General features: G+C 38.2%; 7 protein-coding genes. 3 read left to right on the top strand and 4 right to left on the bottom strand.

The annotated features are described in order from the left end of the window. Positions 1 to 15: 15 nt before the first annotated feature. Together Q2T41_RS16885 and Q2T41_RS16890 are read left to right on the top strand one after the other, a co-directional pair. Complete coding sequence (locus Q2T41_RS16885) at positions 16 to 2403, top strand: GumC family protein (protein WP_304437038.1); 2388 nt, start codon at positions 16 to 18, stop codon at positions 2401 to 2403. A 129-nt stretch (positions 2404 to 2532) separates the two neighbouring features. Further along, on the top strand, positions 2533 to 10578 hold the full coding sequence (locus tag Q2T41_RS16890; RefSeq protein ID WP_304437039.1) for a MopE-related protein: 8046 nt from the start codon (positions 2533 to 2535) through the stop codon (positions 10576 to 10578). 3 nt (positions 10579 to 10581) lie between these two features. Here the strand turns inward: Q2T41_RS16890 and Q2T41_RS16895 are convergent, their stop codons facing one another. The 4 genes from Q2T41_RS16895 to Q2T41_RS16910 all read right to left on the bottom strand — a co-directional run bounded on the left by Q2T41_RS16895 (position 10582) and on the right by Q2T41_RS16910 (position 17763). Beyond that, positions 10582 to 11325, bottom strand: a complete 744-nt coding sequence (locus Q2T41_RS16895; protein WP_304437040.1) for a tyrosine-protein phosphatase — start codon at positions 11323 to 11325, stop codon at positions 10582 to 10584. Between the two features lie 311 nt (positions 11326 to 11636). After that, positions 11637 to 15827: a tetratricopeptide repeat protein gene (locus Q2T41_RS16900; RefSeq protein WP_304437041.1), complete on the bottom strand. Its 4191-nt coding sequence runs from the start codon at positions 15825 to 15827 to the stop codon at positions 11637 to 11639. Positions 15828 to 16328: 501 nt separating this feature from the next. Further along, positions 16329 to 16499: a hypothetical protein gene (locus Q2T41_RS16905; RefSeq protein WP_304437042.1), complete on the bottom strand. Its 171-nt coding sequence runs from the start codon at positions 16497 to 16499 to the stop codon at positions 16329 to 16331. Between the two features lie 265 nt (positions 16500 to 16764). After that, entirely contained in the window at positions 16765 to 17763 is a 999-nt protein-coding gene (locus tag Q2T41_RS16910) for a hypothetical protein (RefSeq protein WP_304437043.1), read from the bottom strand. Positions 17764 to 18038: 275 nt separating this feature from the next. On the opposite strand from Q2T41_RS16910, the gene Q2T41_RS16915 reads away from it, so the two are divergent. Then, entirely contained in the window at positions 18039 to 21110 is a 3072-nt protein-coding gene (locus Q2T41_RS16915; RefSeq protein WP_304437044.1) for a type I restriction endonuclease subunit R, read from the top strand.

Here is a 21110-nt window from a genome sequence, read left to right on the forward strand (position 1 = left end):
TTTCATTAATTATTTATGAATACTATCTCAAAAGGTTTTCAACAAGAACAAGATTTAAATGATATTGTTGTTCGTTATGCAAAACGCTGGTATTGGTTCTTGTTGACTATCATTATCTTATTGGGTGCAGCCTATATTTATAATAGATATGCCGTACCTAAATATGATATTAGTGCCAAAATTCAAATTTTGGAAGAAAAAGGTGCTTCTTCTGAACTTGCTGTATTTAAGGATTTGGATTTTTTAGGTGGAAAGCAAAATGAAGTTGAAGATGAGATAGAAGTTTTAAATTCAAGGTCTAATTTTATTGAGGTCGTAAAAAATTTAAAGGCAAACGTAACGTTTAGCCAAGTTGGGGATATCAAAGAATCTGAAATTTATAATAAGGTACCTGTCAATATTAATTTTCTTTCTCCAGATTCTTTGTTATTCAATGCCAAACATATTTTTTATATTGAATTAACTTCCAAAAGTAATTTTAAGCTCAGGAACAAGGAAGATGAACTTCCAAAAATTTATTCGTTTGGTAAAAATATTAGTACGCCTGTAGGTGATGTAATCATTACGCCAAATATTCAGTTCTTTAATGCTTACGAGGGTGAGGATATCAAAATTGTTGTTAATCCAATTACCGCAGTGGCTCAAAATTTTAAAAAAATGGTCAAAATATCGACCATAGATGAATTTTCAAAAATCTTGACGCTTTCCATTGAGCATCCAATACCGGAAAAAGGCATTGGAATCTTGAATGAATTGGTTAACGTTTATAATACTAACGCAGTTTTAGATAAAAAAGAAATAGCGGATAGAACGTTTAAGTTTATTAATGAGAGAATTTCAGATATTTACTCCAATTTGGCAACGGTAGACCAAACTGCCCAAGAATTCAAAACAGATAGGGGCTTGGCAGATCTTCAGTCACAGGCCAATATAAATTTAAACGTAGGTGCTGCAACTCAACAAGAACTTGAAAATTATCGAAATCAATTAAATATTGCTTCGGCAATGAAGGAAATCGTTACCGATCAAAATGATACAAATGAAACGCTTCCTTCAAATATTGGTATTTCAGATCCATCAATTGCAAATAGCACTGCAAAATATAATCAGCTTTTACAAGAGAGAAATAGGTTATTGAAAAGTTCTAATGACAAAAACCCTGTCATTGTTGGTTTAAATGAAGAGTTACAAAGTATTAAAAATGGTTTAGCAGCCAGTTTAGGTGCTATGGAAAATAATTTGTCCTTAACGGTAAATAACCTTAGTAAACAACAATCCAGGATAAATTCCAAAATATATTCCGCACCAAAAAATGAAAGAGCATTAAGGGATATTACTAGAAAACAGGAGACAACAGAATCCTTATATCTTTATCTGTTACAAAGAAGAGAAGAATCTCAAGTGGCTTTGGCATCTACCGCACCAAAATCCAAGGTTATTGATAGTGCTTATTTAACGGATGAAAGACCAATTTCTCCTAATAAATTTAAAATTTATCTAGCTTCATTTTTATTAGGATTTATCATTCCGTTCTCCATTTTGTATGCGCATAATTTAATGGACAACAAGGTTCATAGCAAGTCCATGCTTGAAAAAGTTATTGGCAATTATCCGGTACTGGCAGAATTACCAAGTGTTGATAAAAAATCTCAGAAATATATACATGAAGATGATAGATCTGTCTTGGCGGAGTCCTTAAGGATTTTAAGAACAAATTTGGATTATCTTATCAAGTCTAAGAATTCTGTTGATAGGAACAATGTAGTTTTAGTAACATCAAGTGTATCTGGCGAAGGTAAAACGTTTATATCTTCTAATCTATCAATGATTTTTTCCAGTACAAAGAAAAAAGTTTTATTAATAGGAGCGGATATTAGAAATCCTAAATTAACTGACTTTTTCAAGGAAGATAAAAATGTAGATATTTTAGGTAAAGCTAAGAAAAACAATAAACTAGGGTTATCGGAATATTTAATGGATCATTCTATTGAAACAGATGATTTGATTAAAACCATGTTGGTCCATAACAATACTATTGACGTAATATACTCCGGGAAAATCTTACCCAATCCATCTGAATTGTTGATGGGTGATCGGTTTAAAAATTTAATCGAGGAAGTATCTCAAAAGTATGATTATGTAATTATTGATTCTGCTCCATTAATGGTTGTTACGGATACGCTTCTTATCTCGCCTTACGCCAATCATACAATTTATGTAACAAGGGCCCATGTAACTGAAACCAAAGTTGTGGATTTTCCTATTTCACTTCAAAAAGAAGGTAAATTGGTTGGTCTTAATTTTGTGGTCAATGATGTAAAAGAAAGTAATCTTGGCTATGGCGGCAAGTACGGGTATGGTTACGGAATCAAAACAAAAAAATGGTGGCAGGTCTTTTCATAGTGGGTAGAGATCGTTTATCGTAATAATTGCCATATTCATCGAGTAATCCAATTTTTGTTCCCATAGATTTTTCATATTGGTTAAATTTATGGGAATCCCCCAATGTTTTAATATTACACTTTTTTTACTATGGGGAGCATTCGCATATCTACAATATGGATATTTATCCTTTTTCTTAATTTTCAATTTTTGACCGCTCAAAATAAGAGTGTTGAAGGTGAATGGAGCAATCCGATTCAGTTCGGTATTGTACCAGTGGCGGTCGCTAATTTACCCAATGGGAATTTAATAACATGGTCTTCTCAATTTAGGGATACTTTTGTAGTAGAAGGTGATGGAACTACCTTTACAGAGTTATTTGATCCCAAAGGGGGTATTGATGGTAAAGGTGCTGCTTTAGGATCATTTACGAGCAATACGGATCATGATATGTTCTGTCCCGGTATTAACAATCTAGCCGATGGTAGAATTTTATCCGCAGGCGGTACCAGTAGTGAAAAAACTAGTATCTATGATTGGAGGACCAATTCCTGGACCGTTGCCGATCAAATGAATATACCTAGGGGTTATCAAGGTAATGTTACTTTAAAGGATGGTTCTGTATTTACAATCGGCGGCTCATGGAGCGGAGGCTTTTATGGTAACAGGAATGCGGAGCGCTATTCTACTTTAACCGGTTGGCAAAAATTATCCAATGTTCATGGCGAGGATATTTTTGTAGGTGCAGATTATGCGGAAGAGAATCAAGGAAACTATAGAATTGATAACCATGTGTGGTTATGGCCCGCACCCAACGGAAAATTATTTCATGCAGGCCCTAGTGAAATGATGCATTGGGTCGATGTCGACGTGCCTGGGGGATCGATAATCGAAGCGGGGATAAGACAAGATGTAAATCAGAACATACGGGATTATTATTCCATGAAAGGAAATACCGTAATGTTTGATAAAGGTAAGATTTTAAAAACTGGTGGGGCAGGAGCATATGGTGATGATGACATAGGAACCGTTCCTGCACGGGACAATTCATTTATTATCGATTTAAATGGTATCGGTTTTGGAGATATGCCCAATGTGTCATATGTAGGCAATATGTCAAGACCTAGAACTATGCATAATAGTACGGTATTGCCAAATGGTGAAGTAATTGTAACAGGAGGATTGGAATATGCAGCTGTTTTTACCGATGTTACTGCGGTAAAAGGAGCTGAAATTTTTAATGAGAATACCGGTTGGCGCTCAGTAGCAGCCATGCAGATACCGCGTACTTACCATAGTGTAGCCATACTAATGGTAGACGGTAGGGTTTTTGTAGGTGGTGGTGGTCTTTGTGATAGTACCGAGGATTGTGTTAACCATATGGATGCTGAAATATATAGTCCTCCATATTTATTTAATCCTGATAATACTTTGGCGGAAAGGCCAGAGATAATCAATGGACCTGAAAGTTCAGGTTATGATTCCACAATTAATATAGAAGCTACACCTGGAATACAACAATTTAGCTTAATACGTTTTTCCGCAGCTACACATTCTACAAATAATGAGCAACGTAGAATTCCTGTTGATTTTACTGCCAACGGGAATATATATAATATAGAAATTCCGGAGCGGGAATTATTGCCGCCTGGGTATTATATGCTTTTTGGAATAAATGCAAACGGTGTTCCATCCATTGCACATACCATACAGATAGGTTCAGAAGCACCAATTATTTATAATCCCAACTTGGTATTGGATATGCAATTTGATGGATCTGATGAAGATTTAAATGCCCTAGATAATTCGCAATATGGACATCATGGTACAATTGTACAGCGAGATAATGATGGGGACGTGGTACAGCCAAATCAATTTTCATGGTCAGATGGTATTATTGGAAATGCTATTGAATTTGATGGCTTGGAATTTAACAGTAATTCATTACTGGAAATAGATTATAGCGATGAGTTGGCTTCCACGGCAAATTCTATTACTATATCAGCTTGGGTATATAGAAATAGCAATAGTGGTATTCCCGAAGCCAATGGAAAAATAGCAAATGTCGGAATTTTTAGTCATGATTATCCACAACTTTTCTTTGGTTTTCATAACACACTTTACAAATGGGCCTTTAATGCAAACAGTCCATTAGACTGTTATGCAGGATATGCCCCATTGGATACTTGGGTGCACCTAGCGGCAACATATGACGGCAATACTGCAATACTTTATGCAAATGGGGTAGAGGTTTGTAATAGAAAGGTAAGCGGTTTAATAGATATGAATAATAATGGGCTGAGACAAAGTAAATATACCGTCTCAGGTTTTTATGATCACAGGTATGACCCAGATGACCCAAGTAACCCATCAGCTTCAGATATTGATGGTATTCCTGACTATGGGAATACAAGCGGTATTACGGATGAAATAAGTGGAAAAATAGATTTGTTAAAAGTTTATAATAAAGTATTGGAACCTGCCGAAATAAGGGCTATGTACCAAGAAGGGTTAAATACCAACAATCCTAATATTACCATTTGTGAAGGGAATTACCTTACCGCTCAATATAAAATAGGCGTAAACGGTACTTGGATAACGAGTAACGTTGTCACTGCTCCACTTGGTTCTGAAGTCTTTATTAGACCAACTCCAGAATACACAGGGGAGTATATTTTGACTACACCTCAGTATGACGGACCAACTTATAGTAACCTTCAAGATGCGGATAAATTTACGGAGGAAAATGCTTATCAAATAGATACATTTGTGACACCGGATTTTGGTTTGGCACCATGGAACAATCCAGATAGAAATAATGGATTGGTCGATACATCCAATGAAGGTCAATTTGTCTTGACTACTCCAGCTGGATGTCCCACCACCATATACTTTAATTTAGTTCAAGAAAATTCCGAAGAGGGATGTCCTGGTTATTTACCAAATGGGGATAGTTCAATATTCATAACTTCAGGTGTATTAAACACTGGTCTGGACGAGGCAAATGGAACCAATATAGAAACTAATGGTTCTGAATGTGCTTTACAAATTGTGAATAACGATATAAATGAACCATTTGCACGTTTTACTATATCTGTAAATTTAAATCAATTTGGTATTCAAGCCGGTGATGAAATTTCCATTGAATTGGATGGTAAAGGTGAAGTATCTCCACGATATGAAATACGTCAAAATAATACCAATTCGAGACCTCCGTTGATTAGCGGAAATTTTTCACAAAATTGGTCGACCATTAAATCTTCTTTTGTAGTTCCTGAAAATACCCAAACCTTTGATATTTGGTTGTTTAGTAATTATGCAGCTAACTCTCCCGGTATAGCATATTTTGATAATTTAAAGATTATTAATTTAACCGCTACTGGAGGTAACCATCCTCCGACGGCAAATTTTACAGCTAGTCCTATAATAGGAAATGCGCCCCTAAATGTTGTATTCGATTCAAGTACTTCGTATGATAGTGATATTTTAGATGGTATCGATAATTATATTTGGAGATTTGGGGATCAAACTACTTCCAATGTTCCGAACCCTTCTCACATTTATGAAGTGCCAGGTGTATATTTAGTTAGCCTTACGGTATATGACTATAACGGATTAAAAGATGAAAAAACTGCATATATTACCGTCAACGGTTCAAATGACAATAGTGGTCCCACTGCAATATTATCAGCAGATAAGGTGTCTGGAATTGCCCCTTTGAATGTTCAATTTACAGGAAGTAATTCAACTGACGATATAGGTGTAGCTACTTACGCGTGGAATTTTGGGGATGGAACAACATCAAGTGTTGCAAATCCACAACATACTTTCAGTTCTGTCGGTAATTTTGAAGTTTTCTTAACTGTAACAGATGATAGTGGGTTAACGGATACCAAAAGTTTATATGTCAACGTAGAGGAAGACAAAATAGATGAGTCTTGCCCTTCCGGCCTTACGAACGACGCAGCGGGCCTTTCGCTTCCCCTTGGCGACTTCGTCGGGGGTGTGGACGCCGTCAACGGAACGGACACGGTTACCAACGGCAGTGCCTGCGGTATCGAGGTGGTAAACGTTGACCCCGGCCAGCCCTGGGGCCACTACCGCCTAACGATCCGCCTGTCCGACCACGGCATCTCCGCCGGGGACGAGCTCTTCATCGGCCTTGACGGGATGGACGGTAGCGGCGCCGCACGTCTGGAGGTGAACCGTGACGATTCCCCCAACAACTCGCTGGCCTCCTTCAGCTATGGCCCCACGTGGGGCCGTTACGAGTCCACCGTTACGGTACCCTCCGGGATATCGACGATCGACCTATGGATGTTCAGCAACTATGCCATCGGCTCCGCCGGCACGGCGTACTACGACAACCTGGAGGTGATCAACCTTAGCGCCACGCCCCCCTGCGGCGGAGATGGCTACCAGCGCTATTATGCCGATACGGACGGGGACGGTTACGGCGACCCGGGGTCATCGGTGGAGGCATGCGAAGCCCCCGAGGGCTATGTGCCCGACGGGACCGACTGCGACGACGGCGAGGCGCTTTCCTATCCGGGCAACACCGAGGTATGCGACGGTATCGACAACGACTGCGACGGCGAGGTCGACGAGGGCTTCTCCCTTACGGCCTATTACCTGGACGCCGACGGGGACGGTTACGGCGACCCGGGGTCATCGGTGGAGGCATGCGACGCCCCCGAGGGCTATGTGCCCGACGGGACCGACTGCGACGACGGGGAGGCGCTTTCCTATCCGGGCAGTCCCGAGGTATGCGACGGTATCGACAACGACTGTGACGGGGAGGTCGACGAGGGCTTTTCCCTGACGGCCTATTACCTGGACGCCGACGGGGACGGTTACGGCGACCCGGAGAACTGGGTGGAGGCATGCGACGCCCCCGAGGGCTATGTGCCCGACGGGACCGACTGCGACGACGGGGAGGCGCTTTCCTATCCGGGCAACACCGAGGTATGCGACGGTATCGACAACGACTGCGACGGTGAGGTCGACGAGGGCTTTTCCCTGACGGCCTATTACCTGGACGCCGACGGGGACGGTTACGGCGACCCGGAGAACTGGGTGGAGGCATGCGACGCCCCCGAGGGCTATGTGCCCGACGGGACCGACTGCGACGACGGGGAGGCGCTTTCCTATCCGGGCAACACCGAGGTATGCGACGGTATCGACAACGACTGCGACGGTGAGGTCGACGAGGGCCTGGACTGCTTCGTGGAATGTCCTTCCGGCCTTACTAACGACGCAGCGGGCCTTTCGCTTCCCCTTGGCGACTTCGTCGGGGGTGTGGACGCCGTCAGCGGAACGGACACGGTTACCAACGGCAGTGCCTGCGGTATCGAGGTGGTCAACGTTGACCCCGGCCAGCCCTGGGGCCACTACCGCCTAACGATCCGCCTGTCCGACCACGGCATCTCCGCCGGGGACGAGCTCTTCATCGGCCTTGACGGGATGGACGGTAGCGGCGCCGCACGTCTGGAGGTGAACCGTGACGATTCCCCCAACAACTCGCTGGCCTCCTTCAGCTATGGCCCCACGTGGGGCCGTTACGAGTCCACCGTTACGGTACCCTCCGGGATATCGACGATCGACCTATGGATGTTCAGCAACTATGCCATCGGCTCCGCCGGCACGGCGTACTACGACAACCTGGAGGTGATCAACCTTAGCGCCACGCCCCCCTGCGGCGGAGATGGCTACCAGCGCTATTATGCCGATACGGACGGGGACGGTTACGGCGACCCGGAGAACTGGGTGGAGGCATGCGAAGCCCCCGAGGGCTATGTGCCCGACGGGACCGACTGCGACGACGGCGAGGCGCTTTCCTATCCGGGCAACACCGAGGTATGCGACGGTATCGACAACGACTGCGACGGCGAGGTCGACGAGGGCTTCTCCCTTATGGCCTATTACCTGGACGCCGACGGGGACGGTTACGGCGACCCGGGGTCATCGGTGGAGGCATGCGACGCCCCCGAGGGCTATGTGCCCGACGGGACCGACTGCGACGACGGGGAGGCGCTTTCCTATCCGGGCAGTCCCGAGGTATGCGACGGTATCGACAACGACTGTGACGGGGAGGTCGACGAGGGCTTTTCCCTGACGGCCTATTACCTGGACGCCGACGGGGACGGTTACGGCGACCCGGAGAACTGGGTGGAGGCATGCGACGCCCCCGAGGGCTATGTGCCCGACGGGACCGACTGCGACGACGGGGAGGCGCTTTCCTATCCGGGCAACACCGAGGTATGCGACGGTATCGACAACGACTGCGACGGTGAGGTCGACGAGGGCCTGGACTGCTTCGTGGAATGTCCTTCCGGCCTTACTAACGACGCAGCGGGCCTTTCGCTTCCCCTTGGCGACTTCGTCGGGGGTGTGGACGCCGTCAGCGGAACGGACACGGTTACCAACGGCAGTGCCTGCGGTATCGAGGTGGTCAACGTTGACCCCGGCCAGCCCTGGGGCCACTACCGCCTAACGATCCGCCTGTCCGACCACGGCATCTCCGCCGGGGACGAGCTCTTCATCGGCCTTGACGGGATGGACGGTAGCGGCGCCGCACGTCTGGAGGTGAACCGTGACGATTCCCCCAACAACTCGCTGGCCTCCTTCAGCTATGGCCCCACGTGGGGCCGTTACGAGTCCACCGTTACGGTACCCTCCGGGATATCGACGATCGACCTATGGATGTTCAGCAACTATGCCATCGGCTCCGCCGGCACGGCGTACTACGACAACCTGGAGGTGATCAACCTTAGCGCCACGCCCCCCTGCGGCGGAGATGGCTACCAGCGCTATTATGCCGATACGGACGGGGACGGTTACGGCGACCCGTGGTCATCGGTGGAGGCATGCGAAGCCCCCGAGGGCTATGTGCCCGACGGGACCGACTGCGACGACGGGGAGGCGCTTTCCTATCCGGGCAACACCGAGGTATGCGACGGTATCGACAACGACTGCGACGGCGAGGTCGACGAGGGCTTTTCCCTTACGGCCTATTACCTGGACGCCGACGGGGACGGTTACGGCGACCCGGGGTCATCGGTGGAGGCATGCGACGCCCCCGAGGGCTATGTGCCCGACGGGACCGACTGCGACGACGGCGAGGCGCTTTCCTATCCGGGCAACACCGAGGTATGCGACGGTATCGACAACGACTGCGACGGCGAGGTCGACGAGGGCTTTTCCCTTACGGCCTATTACCTGGACGCCGACGGGGACGGTTACGGCGACCCGGGGTCATCGGTGGAGGCATGCGACGCCCCCGAGGGCTATGTGCTCGACGGGACCGACTGCGACGACGGCGAGGCGCTTTCCTATCCGGGCAGTCCCGAGGTATGCGACGGTATCGACAACGACTGCGACGGTGAGGTCGACGAGGGCCTGGACTGCTTCGTGGAATGCCCTTCCGGGCTTACGAACGACGCAGCGGGCCTTTCGCTTCCCCTTGGCGACTTCGTCGGGGGTGTGGACGCCGTCAACGGAACGGACACGGTTACCAACGGCAGTGCCTGCGGTATCGAGGTGGTCAACGTTGACCCCGGCCAGCCCTGGGGCCACTACCGCCTAACGATCCGCCTGTCCGATTACGGCATCTCCGCCGGGGACGAGCTCTTCATCGGCCTTGACGGGATGGACGGCAGCGGCGCCGCACGTCTGGAGGTGAACCGTGACGATTCCCCCAACAACTCGCTGGCCTCCTTCAGCTATGGCCCCACGTGGGGCCGTTACGAGTCCACTTTTACGGTTCCCTCCGGGATATCGACGATCGACCTATGGATGTTCAGCAACTATGCCATCGGCTCCGCCGGCACGGCGTACTACGACAACCTGGAGGTGATCAACCTTAGCGGAAATAATGCTACATCAAAATCCTTACAGCGAAATGACAATGTATTTACGGAATATTCGCAGAACAATGTAGAAGAGGAATCACATAAAATGATCATATCTCCAAATCCGGTATCGGATTTACTGACGGTCAATTTTAATGATGAAATAAAAGTAGACTATATAGAAATCTATGATACACTAGGTAGATTACTTAAAGCAATCAATGTTTTAGATAATGAATCCGTAAAAATAGATGTTAGCCATTATAACTCCGGGACTTATTATATTATTGCCAATTCATTGAGTGGCGCAAGGTTGCAGAAAAGAGTGTTGATTAAAAGGGAGTAGTGCTTAATGTAAAAAATGGTAATTAGTATTATGTACCAAAGATTCAATAATTGTTTTATGTTTTGTTTTAACTTTTATGTTCTTTAGTTCATTAATATGATTAATGTGATGGACGTCAGAAGCTAAAAAATCAAATTTTTGGTCCTCCAAAAGTTTGAATGCGGTTTTTTGCACCGTACTGCCATACAGTGCTCCTAGAGACAACATATTAAGTTGAAAAAAAATACCTTCGGATTTATAATGGGCATAAATGTTTTTTTTACTTGTCAAGTATGCATAACGTTCTGGATGAGCTAAAATAGGATGAAATCCAATTTGTTTAATCATGGATACCGCTTGGTTAAAATTAATAGAAGCTTGTAGGTAAGACATCTCTATTAATAAGTAATTTTTCGCCAATGGCATCATTTTTTTATCGTCCATTAATTTTTCAAAACCTGAGTCTATCATGTGCTCTGCAGCAACATCAATATTAACATGATCGAGACCATTCATTTTTAGACCATTCTTTAAAAGCAATTGAGCTTTATTAATGGTGGTAGGGTCATTTGGATAATAATTTTCCATAATATGTGGTGTGCAAATAAAATCCGTAACACCAAAGTCATTAAACCCTTTAATAAGCTTAATTGAATCTTCAACAGATTTGGCTCCATCATCTATGCCCGGAAGAATATGATTGTGAATGTCAATAAAACCTTCTAAATGGTCAATTAAAAAATGCTTTTTAGTAAAAAAACTGAACATATATTTTAATGGTTTTTATTTTCCGATACAGGAATTGTAATTCCTTATTTTATGGATGTTAAAGAGGAATAAGGTACAAATAGGACTGAAAACATTACAAATTGGAGCCGGTATGTTGTTAACAAAGGTACGCTGAATTCACTTAGTAATTTATTGAGAATATTTAGGTCTCTTAAATTATTTCAAATTTAATGATATCAAAAGGGATATTAAAAATAATTATGGTTAACATTTAAATGAAAAATTTAATGTCTAATCCAAGTGAAAAAAGTATTTTATTTATTTAGGATTAATAATTCCCTTTTTATTAATTAAGTAATCAGTATAGGTAAATCATCTAGGACCAATTCTTCTTTAGATATTGAGCAAATTCCATTTTTATCAACTTTAAATTGACAGTTAAATAACGATGTTTTAAAAAATGTGGAACCTAATATTAAAATTTCAGAGTCATTACTTTTGATTATTTCTAGAGATTTTATTTTTGATTTGATGAGGGATTTTGAGGAACTTGTATTTTTTATTTTATTGTTAAATGGAATATCGTTTATAGATATTGGAATATAAAATTTTCCATGACGGCCAATAACACTATCAAAAAAGAAGTATAAATAATTCATTACTGTCATTTCAGATAATTTAAAGTCCTTATTACTTAGAGAATAAATAGGTCTATTGGTTGAATCTAATAAATAAATTTCTTTTTCGTTTTTTAAAATATAATGTGTTTTAAATTGTTCGGAATTTATTTGATATAATTTTGTTTTGTCAAAAAATGATAATTTGTATTGTGAAATTTTATAATCATAAATTTTAATATTTAATTTATCGCTTAAAAAATCTTCAATTTCAGTTTTATCTAATGTACTTAAGCCTTTACTTTCTAACTCTCCTTTATATCTATAATTATAAACTATTCTTTTCCTAGTCTTTATTAATTCCGATTTATCAGATACTTGTTTCATTATATTTAACATTTGTCCTACCTCTTTTATATAGACCAGTTCATTGTCATAAGTGGGCTTAACATATTTTTCCATTATAAATAATGAATTATCAAATACGCTAGAAACTAATTCATAATAATTTTTTAATTCATCTTTATTTGCTAAAATAGTTTTAATGTTATTTTCAATATCCAAAAATAATTGAATGTCAACGTCTTCACGACGTAATGTTTTTAATCTAATTTCTAAGAAAGAAATAATATTTAAAACGATTTGATCATCAGTAGTTTTAACCTTTCTAATTTGTGGCTCATATTCAATTGGTAGATTTTCTAGAATTATTTTTTCATCTTTCATTTTACAAAAGCCATTGTTATCAACAATTATTGTTACTTTCATTAAACTTCTTAAAAAAAACAAATTGCTTTCAACAATAATTTCATTTTTTGTAATTTCAATAATTCTTGCAGTTTGAATATTAGTTCGAATTAATTCTTTTGTTTTCTCGTCTATTTCCATATCCATTTTAAATGGTATATCATTTTTATTATGTGGTATGTAAAATTTACCATGTCGACCTTTGACCCCATCAAAAAAGAAAAAGATATAATCCATGATGTTTTCGCCAGAAAAAATCAAAAACTCTTTATTCATGTCGTAAATGGGATAATTAGTAAAATCTAAACAGTAAAGCTTATTATCACACTCCACTATATATTTAACTATCTCATTAATATAAATTAAATGATACACCCATCCTTTTTTATAAAATGACAATGGGCTCATATATATTCTAACAGAAGAATCAATTATAATTCCTATTTCATTTTTTAATTTTCTTTTTAATTGAACTCTCTCTTCATCAAGGACTTCTAGTTTTTCTTTGCTCTCAAATAATCTAAATCGAAATTGTTCTGAAAAAATTCGCTCACTTTCTAACCTTTTCCTATTTAAATTATTAATCTTTCCATTATTTTGATTTAGAGTGTAATATTGATGGAGAATTTCAAAATAATCGCTCAGAAAGTTACCGGAATAGCCAAAGACAATCTGTATAGTATTGAAATCATTTAAAAAAGAAAATTCAAATTGTTCAATTAAGGTTGAATATGAATTGTAATAAAAATTAAATTCATCTTCAGTTAGGTATTCAATTTTATTGTTAATCTTTTCTTTAATTATTGTTTGGAAGATTTCGCAGAATAATACTTGTGAATTAGCAACCTCTCTATTTGCTAGTCCCAATTTAGGATAGAGAAATTTTATACACCTAAAACAATGATATATTGCATTTTGATAATTTTTTAACTCCTTTTCAGCTTTGGCAAGCACTAAATAAACATATCCAATTTCAAAATAATTTTCCCCGTAATTTTTTTTATACCATTCTAAAATGTTTTGTAAGATTGACTTAGCTTCTTGCGCTTTTCCAAGATATATTAAAGATTCAGCATATTTTTTTTTAACTATAAAAACATAACGATGATTATCATCTTTTATATTTTGGTAAATATTTAAAGATTCATTGAAATAATTATATGCTTGAGTGTGCATTTTTTGACTCAAAAACGTATTGCCTAATTCATTATAATACAATGCTTGATTTTCCAAATCACCATTTTTCAAGTGAATTGTTAGTTGACTGTAAAAATAACCCTCGGCCTCTGGAACCTTACCTAACTCTAGTAAGACTCTAGAATATCCTAGAAGATTGATTGGATAATTAATTTTTTTTCCTAGAATGATTGCTTCTTGATATTTTTTATAAGCATCGAAATTTAGGTCCAAGTCATGAAAAACTGAAGCTTTTTCTAATAATAAATCAACTTTTAATTTTAATAGCTCAGGCTCTTCTTTAATGACAGTATCTTCGTTTGAAGAATATTTAGACTTTATAACTTTCTCCAATATTTTGATTCCTTTATCTGTATATTCATTTACAGACTCAAAATCATCATTTTTCCAAGAAAAAAGGCGAGCTATTTCATAGCACATCTCTATTGATAGCGTATATTTTTTTTCAATATCTAAAGTTGTAAGCGCTTTAATTAAAGATTCCTGAACAGAAGTAGATTTATTTTCCCCATAAAGTTTTTTTGAAAGTAATAATAACCATTCGCAAAAATCATCAAAGTCAGAACATTTTTTTTTGTGATAAATAGCTTCTTCAATTAAATATTGTGCTGATGGATTAATTTCAATTAAATTTATTGATTCTAGTTCTAATTGGTCTTGATAATATTGAAATAGAAATCTATGAATATCTTTCCTTATTTCATTATCTAGATTAATTTTTAAATGAGAACGCATGATTTCATGAATGGAGAAGAAATCTTCTTTATTATTATGATTAATTTGATTGATAAATGAAAAAGTCAACAATTCCTTAAATGAAGTCAAAGGAAACCCTGTTTGAAATTCTTTTATAATTTTTTTAAAAATTTCGTAATTCCAAATTTTTGTACAAGAAAGAATTTTTAAAGTTTCTATTTCTGCAACGGATAAATATTTACTAAAACGGACTAGAATATCATTATAATTTTTACCGAATTTTTCAACTTTTGGAATATTGTCATTATCAAGTATTATTTTATATGTATCTACTTGTAAATCCAGGTAAAAAGGAAGTCCTTTTGAAGTGGCTATAATCCTTTCACGAATTTCTTTTTCTTTTACATTACAGTTTAAAAGAAATTTTTCAGCATCTTTAAAAGCCAATTCTCCTAATGAGTATTCCTGTATATAATTAAACCAATTAACATCACTATCAATTTCTTGCCATCTTAATTGCTCTCTCCCTAATATTACCCAAAGCACCTGTGGGACATATTTAATTAATTCTCTTAGCCATTTATCTTTAGAAAAAAATTTTTCAGCCTTTCTATCATGATGATTCTCCCACAGTGATTCAAAGGTGTCTAAAAAAAATATTATTTTTTTGTCTGGTGAGTTTTCGATATAATGGTTTAAATCAACTGCAAAATAGTAAGGTAGAGACCTTTCAATCTCATATGGTTGAAGTTCACTTAAATTCTGTAACTCCTTTTCGCCATATTTTGCCCACCATTTATTATATTCTTTTTTAACCTTATAAATTAAGGAACCAATCTTAGGTAAAATTCCAACTATTGGAACATCTTGTGCTATCGAAATAATATCAAAAACAATACTTCCTTCTTCAATAAATGGCAAACTACTTTGTCTTAAGGACTGTTCTGGATGTGACTTCTGCCAGCACACTGCATGAGCCACCTCAAATGTTGGAAAATTAATTCCTTTAGATTTCAAATCTTTATATAAAATGTGCATAGCTGTAGAAACATTTCTAAATTCTACTTGTTGAAAGTCTAAGCTACTGGAAATCATATAACTTTTATCCTCTGCAATAGTTTTAATCAATTCTTTTTTCAGTCTTGTTTTACCAATTCCTCCAACACCATAAAATGATAAAATACTAAGTTTTTTGGTGTTTAAATTTTTTATCGCATTTTTAAACGAAATGAAGTGTTTTTCTCGATTTGTAAAAAATCGCTGTGTAGAATTCGGCTTTTTCATATTTAAAGTTTGTCATAGCCGGGGGAAAACAATAAATATAAATATTATCTCTGTTTTAGAGAGAAAATAAATAAGATTAAATGACTATTTTAAAAAACTTTATTATTAGTTAAAAAAGAGATTTAAATTTTAGTCATATTATTAACTATTGTGATAAATTTTTTCCCTACCCATTAAAATTACATAAGATAGTTTGCACGGCTTTTAAAATGACATGTCTAAAAGAGTTAGATAGGTTTTCTTCCTGTGCTATTGTTTGTAACCGAAAATATTTAAAAAGGTGTCCATGTCACATAAATGTATAATTACCTTAAGTTATGAATCGGCTGTTTCAAATTATATTAGGTCAAGTGACCACAAATAGATTTTTTATTTTGAGTTTTTTTGACCGTTAACCACCATTTGTAATATAAATAAAGACCACTAGGAGCTATTAAACTTTAAAATTTCAAGAATTATTTTTAATAGTCGATATATTAAATTATAGGGTAGGTGTGTTCTTTAATGCCATGTACTACCTTCATGTAGATTGGAAAAGGCCATTAATGGCCGTATACTAGATTTAATTTGGTAAGCAATGGCCACATAAAGGGTAGCCACGGCCAAAACGAGGGTAATTAAAGGGTAGTCAATGGCCAAAATGAGGGTAATTATGGGGTAAGCTTTGGCCACATAAGGGTAATTATAGGGTAAGCTTTGGCCATATAAGGGTGATTATAGGGTAAGCTTTGGTCACATAAGGGTAATTATAGGGTAAGCTTTGGCCAAGTAGGAGTTTTAATAGTGTATGCAATGGTGATTTAAGGGTAGGCGAATGGGTAGACGTTTGGGTAGCAATATTAGTTGCCTGCCAATAATATCCTGAATTTTAATAATAGAGTCGACTATGGTAATTAAAAGGGAAGTTGAGGGTAACCATGGATAAACATGTTAACTCTTAATTTTGTAATGGGTCCAAATCATTAATCTTTGTGGTTACCCATGCCAACCATTTTTCGGTTTCTTTATTAAAAGTTCCCTTAGAGATTTCATTTTCTTTTTTGGCATCCATGAACTTTCTTAGAAGTTCTGCTCGTTGCCAATTTTTTGCATCATTAAAAAGCTGTACCGTTTTCTCTTCTTCTATTTTTTGCAGTCGTTCTATTTCTTGCTGTTTTTGCTCTTCTAGTGCACGTTTATTTTTTAAGATTTTATTTCTTAAATCAATCTGGTGACCTTGAACACATTTCTTTTCGATGTTATCTAAAATGTTAGGAATCCGTTCTTCAATTTTTAACTTTTCTGTATCGAGCCAATTCTTTTTGTTGATATACCCAGTTTGAAATTCTAGTTTATCACTTTTTACAAAATCATAGGTACTCCAGCCTCCTTCTGTAATTCTCTCTTCACGATGGTATTTTTGTCTAAGGTTAATTAGAATTGTTTGATTGTAAAGTTCAGCATAACATTTTCCAAGGACAAATTTTATTTTTATGCCACGGGCTTCTGCATTTGATATAAAGATGTTCATAAATTTCAAGGCTCTTTTCTGTAGCTTTTTGTCAGTATGTATGGGTAATATATCTTTTTGCCTTTTATAACCAGTTCTGACAACTGAATCTCTATAAGATTTAGTAATTGTTAATTGCTGCTTTGTCTTTACAACTAATGGATGCACTTTTTTTGGATTACTTATCTTAGGTTTTATAGAACGGTTTTTCTGTATAATTTTTAACGGTATTAAATCTATCTCTTTATTAACATCTACTTCTACCGGTAAAGCAGTTTTAGATACAGGTTTGTCAAAACTTAGCTTCGTCCAATACCCCAATTCTGGTAATGGTATTTTGTTTTCGGTACATAACTTCTTAAAATCCGCATAGGCTATTTCATGTTCTGTACATATTTGTTTTAGCGGCTTTGACCAAACCAGGTCATATAAATCTTTAAGCTTCATAATTTTATTTTTTCACCTTACGGAAATCCGTAACGCTATTTCTATCATAGTTTTAAATTGCAAGGAAGTTGAATGTACAAAAGTTCAAGATTTAAGTTGAATATGGTTTTTTAAGATTTGTAATTATTTCATAGTTATTCGATTACAAATCTTATGATTTCTACGTTGAAATCATTATGAACTAATCGTATATTTAACCTCACATGTGTTTGTTGAAATTTCCCTCGTACTCAACCATATAGTTATTATAGAATAAAAATTGACCAGATTTCTAAATGAAATTCAACGAAGACTCAAGAGTTAAACTTCCTGCTATACTTCATTTAACCCAACTAGGGTATACCTACATTTCTTTAAAAGATGCTGTTTGGGATGAAGACAACAACATTTTTACAGATATCTTTAAATCTTCTATTGCTAAAATAAATCCTGATATATCGCCAGTTGAAATTGACAGATTGTACCAAGATGTAGCTCTTGATTTAGAAAATGAAGATTTGGGTAAAGCCTTTTACGACAAGCTCATTAATCGTTCTGGAACTCGATTAATTGATTTTGAGGATTTTGAAAATGGAAATGATTTTCACGTGGTTACTGAATTAACCTATAAGAACGGAGAAGACGAATTTAGACCAGATGTTATCTGTCTAATTAACGGAATGCCTTTGGTTTTTATTGAGGTTAAAAAGCCAAACAATAGAGATGGTGTTTTGGCAGAACGTAAACGTATCATCACTCGTTTTCAAAATAAGAAGTTTAGAAAATTTGTAAACCTAACGCAGTTTATGATTTTCTCAAACAATATGGAGTATGACGATAATGAAATTGAACCTTGGCAAGGTGCTTTTTATGCATCACCTTCTTATGTGAAACCTATTTTTAATTATTTCAGGGAAGAGATTGGTTTTAACTTATCACAGGTTTTAAAACCTTTAGATGAATCAGTGGAAGCTTTTGTGCTTAAAGACACCAATTATCCTTCTATAAAGAATAGCGAAGAATACAAAACCAATAAAAATCCAGATAGTGCAACCAACCGCGTATTAACGTCTTTGTTGTCTAAAGAACGATTACAGTTTGTGCTGCAGTATGCGTTGGCTTATGTAAAAGAAACTAATGGTTTGCAAAAACACATTATGCGTTATCCACAGTTATTCGCAACCAAAGCAATTGAAGCGCATTTAGATAAGGATAAAAAGAAAGGCATTATTTGGCATACCCAAGGTTCGGGAAAAACCGCCTTGGCGTATTACAACACCCATTTTTTAACGTACTATTTTCAGAAGAAAAGAATTATTCCAAAATTCTACTTTATTGTAGACCGATTGGATTTATTGACCCAAGCTAGAGATGAATTTACAGCTCGTGGACTAAAAGTGCACACCGTAAGTTCTCGCGATGAATTTGTTGCCGACTTAAAGAAAACTACCGCAGTTTATAATGATAAAGGGCAACGAGAAATCACCGTTGTTAACATTCATAAGTTTAAGGATGATACCGATGTTAGCCGAGAAACTGATTACAACATCAACATACAACGTGTCTACTTTTTAGATGAGGTTCACCGTAGCTATAATCCAACAGGTAGTTTTTTGGCTAATTTGGAGCAAAGCGATAAAAACGCCATAAAAATTGGATTAACAGGAACGCCATTAATTGGGGAAAGCTTAAAATCTAAAGACTTATTCGGGAGTTACATTCATAAATACTACTACAACAAGTCTATTGCTGATGGTTATACCTTAAAACTCATCCGTGAGGAAATTGAAACGGAATACAAAGTATTGCTAAAACAGGCTTTAGATAGTATTGATGTACTAAAAGGCGATTTAGATAAAAAAATAGCCTATGCGCATCCTTCGTTTGTAGCACCAATGCTTGATTATATTGTAAAGGATTTAGAACTGTTCCGTCAGCGAAATGCTGATGCGTCTACTGGCGGAATGGTGATTTGCGACAGTAGCGAGCAAGCTCGGGAAATGTTCAACATTTTCAATAGCTATAATACAGATGAAAGTGAAGCGTCTGCTTTACCACAAGCGGCTGAAGAAGCCAGCGAATACCTAACCAAACAAAAGAAAAGCTACAAGGTTAAAAAAGCAGCCCTAATTTTATATGATAGTGGTTCTAAAGAAGAACTGGAAAAATGGCGAGACGATTTTAAAGCAGGTAAGATTGACATCTTGTTTGTATACAATATGTTATTGACTGGTTTTGATGCCAAACGCTTAAAGAAAATCTATTTAGGTCGTATTATTAAAGCGCATAATCTATTGCAAGCCTTAACACGGGTTAACCGAACCTATAAAAATTATCGTTTTGGGTATGTGGTAGACTTTGCGGACATTTCTAAAGAGTTTGATAAAACCAACAAAGCCTATTTTGATGAACTTCAAGATGTGTTGGGAGACGAAATGGAAAGCTATTCCAACCTCTTTATGTCTCGTGAGGAAATGGAAGAAACCATTTTAGAGATTAAGGAAAAATTAGCTGACTTCGACCTAAAGAATGCTGAGAAATTTCAGCAACAAATTTCACAAATTGATGACCACAAAACAATGCTCGAGATTAGAAAAGCATTGGATGATGCACGTTCCTTATACAATATCATTCGTTTGGTAGGTGAATATGAATTATTGGAGAAAATCGACTTCAGAAAACTAAACACCTTGCGCATTGAAGCCGAAAACCATTTGGCTTTAATGAACGCTAAAAACGCTTTGGAAACCAATGAGGAAATTGGAAATCTGCTTAATGTAGCTCTGGAGGATGTGCTCTTTATGTTCAAAAAAGTAGGCGAAGCCGAAATGGTGCTGGCAGACGACCTTAAAGACTTGCTCAAGAAAACTCGCGAAGCGCTTGGTGGAAATTTTGATACCAAAGACCCAGAATGGGTGTCGCTATACGATGAGTTGCGTAGACTTTTTGATAATAAAAATTTAAGTGAAGTATCACGTGAAGAAATGGAAGCGAATATGACCTCGCTAAAACAAATTCACGAAAAAATAAAAGAGCTGAATCGTAAAAACGATTTATTAAAAGACAAGTACCAAGGAGATACCAAATATGCACGTGTACAAAAACGCTTGGTAGAAGCTGGCAAACCTTCAAAATTAAAAACAGTGATTATTGAAGCCTTGCAGCACATTAAAGAAGAAACCGATGTGGCTGTGCTTAATCGTGCCGATAGTTTAAACAACGAACACTATTTTGGGCAATTGGTAGCACGTTTAGTATTTCAAGAATTTAGCAAACAAAAAGTTTCTATGGATGTAGAAACCGTAGAATTTATAAAAAACATTATCGTAGAAGAATATTTAAACGAATATTACGGAAGAACCGCATAA

This window comes from Maribacter confluentis, from assembly GCF_030505015.1.
Lineage (GTDB): Bacteria > Bacteroidota > Bacteroidia > Flavobacteriales > Flavobacteriaceae > Maribacter > Maribacter sedimenticola.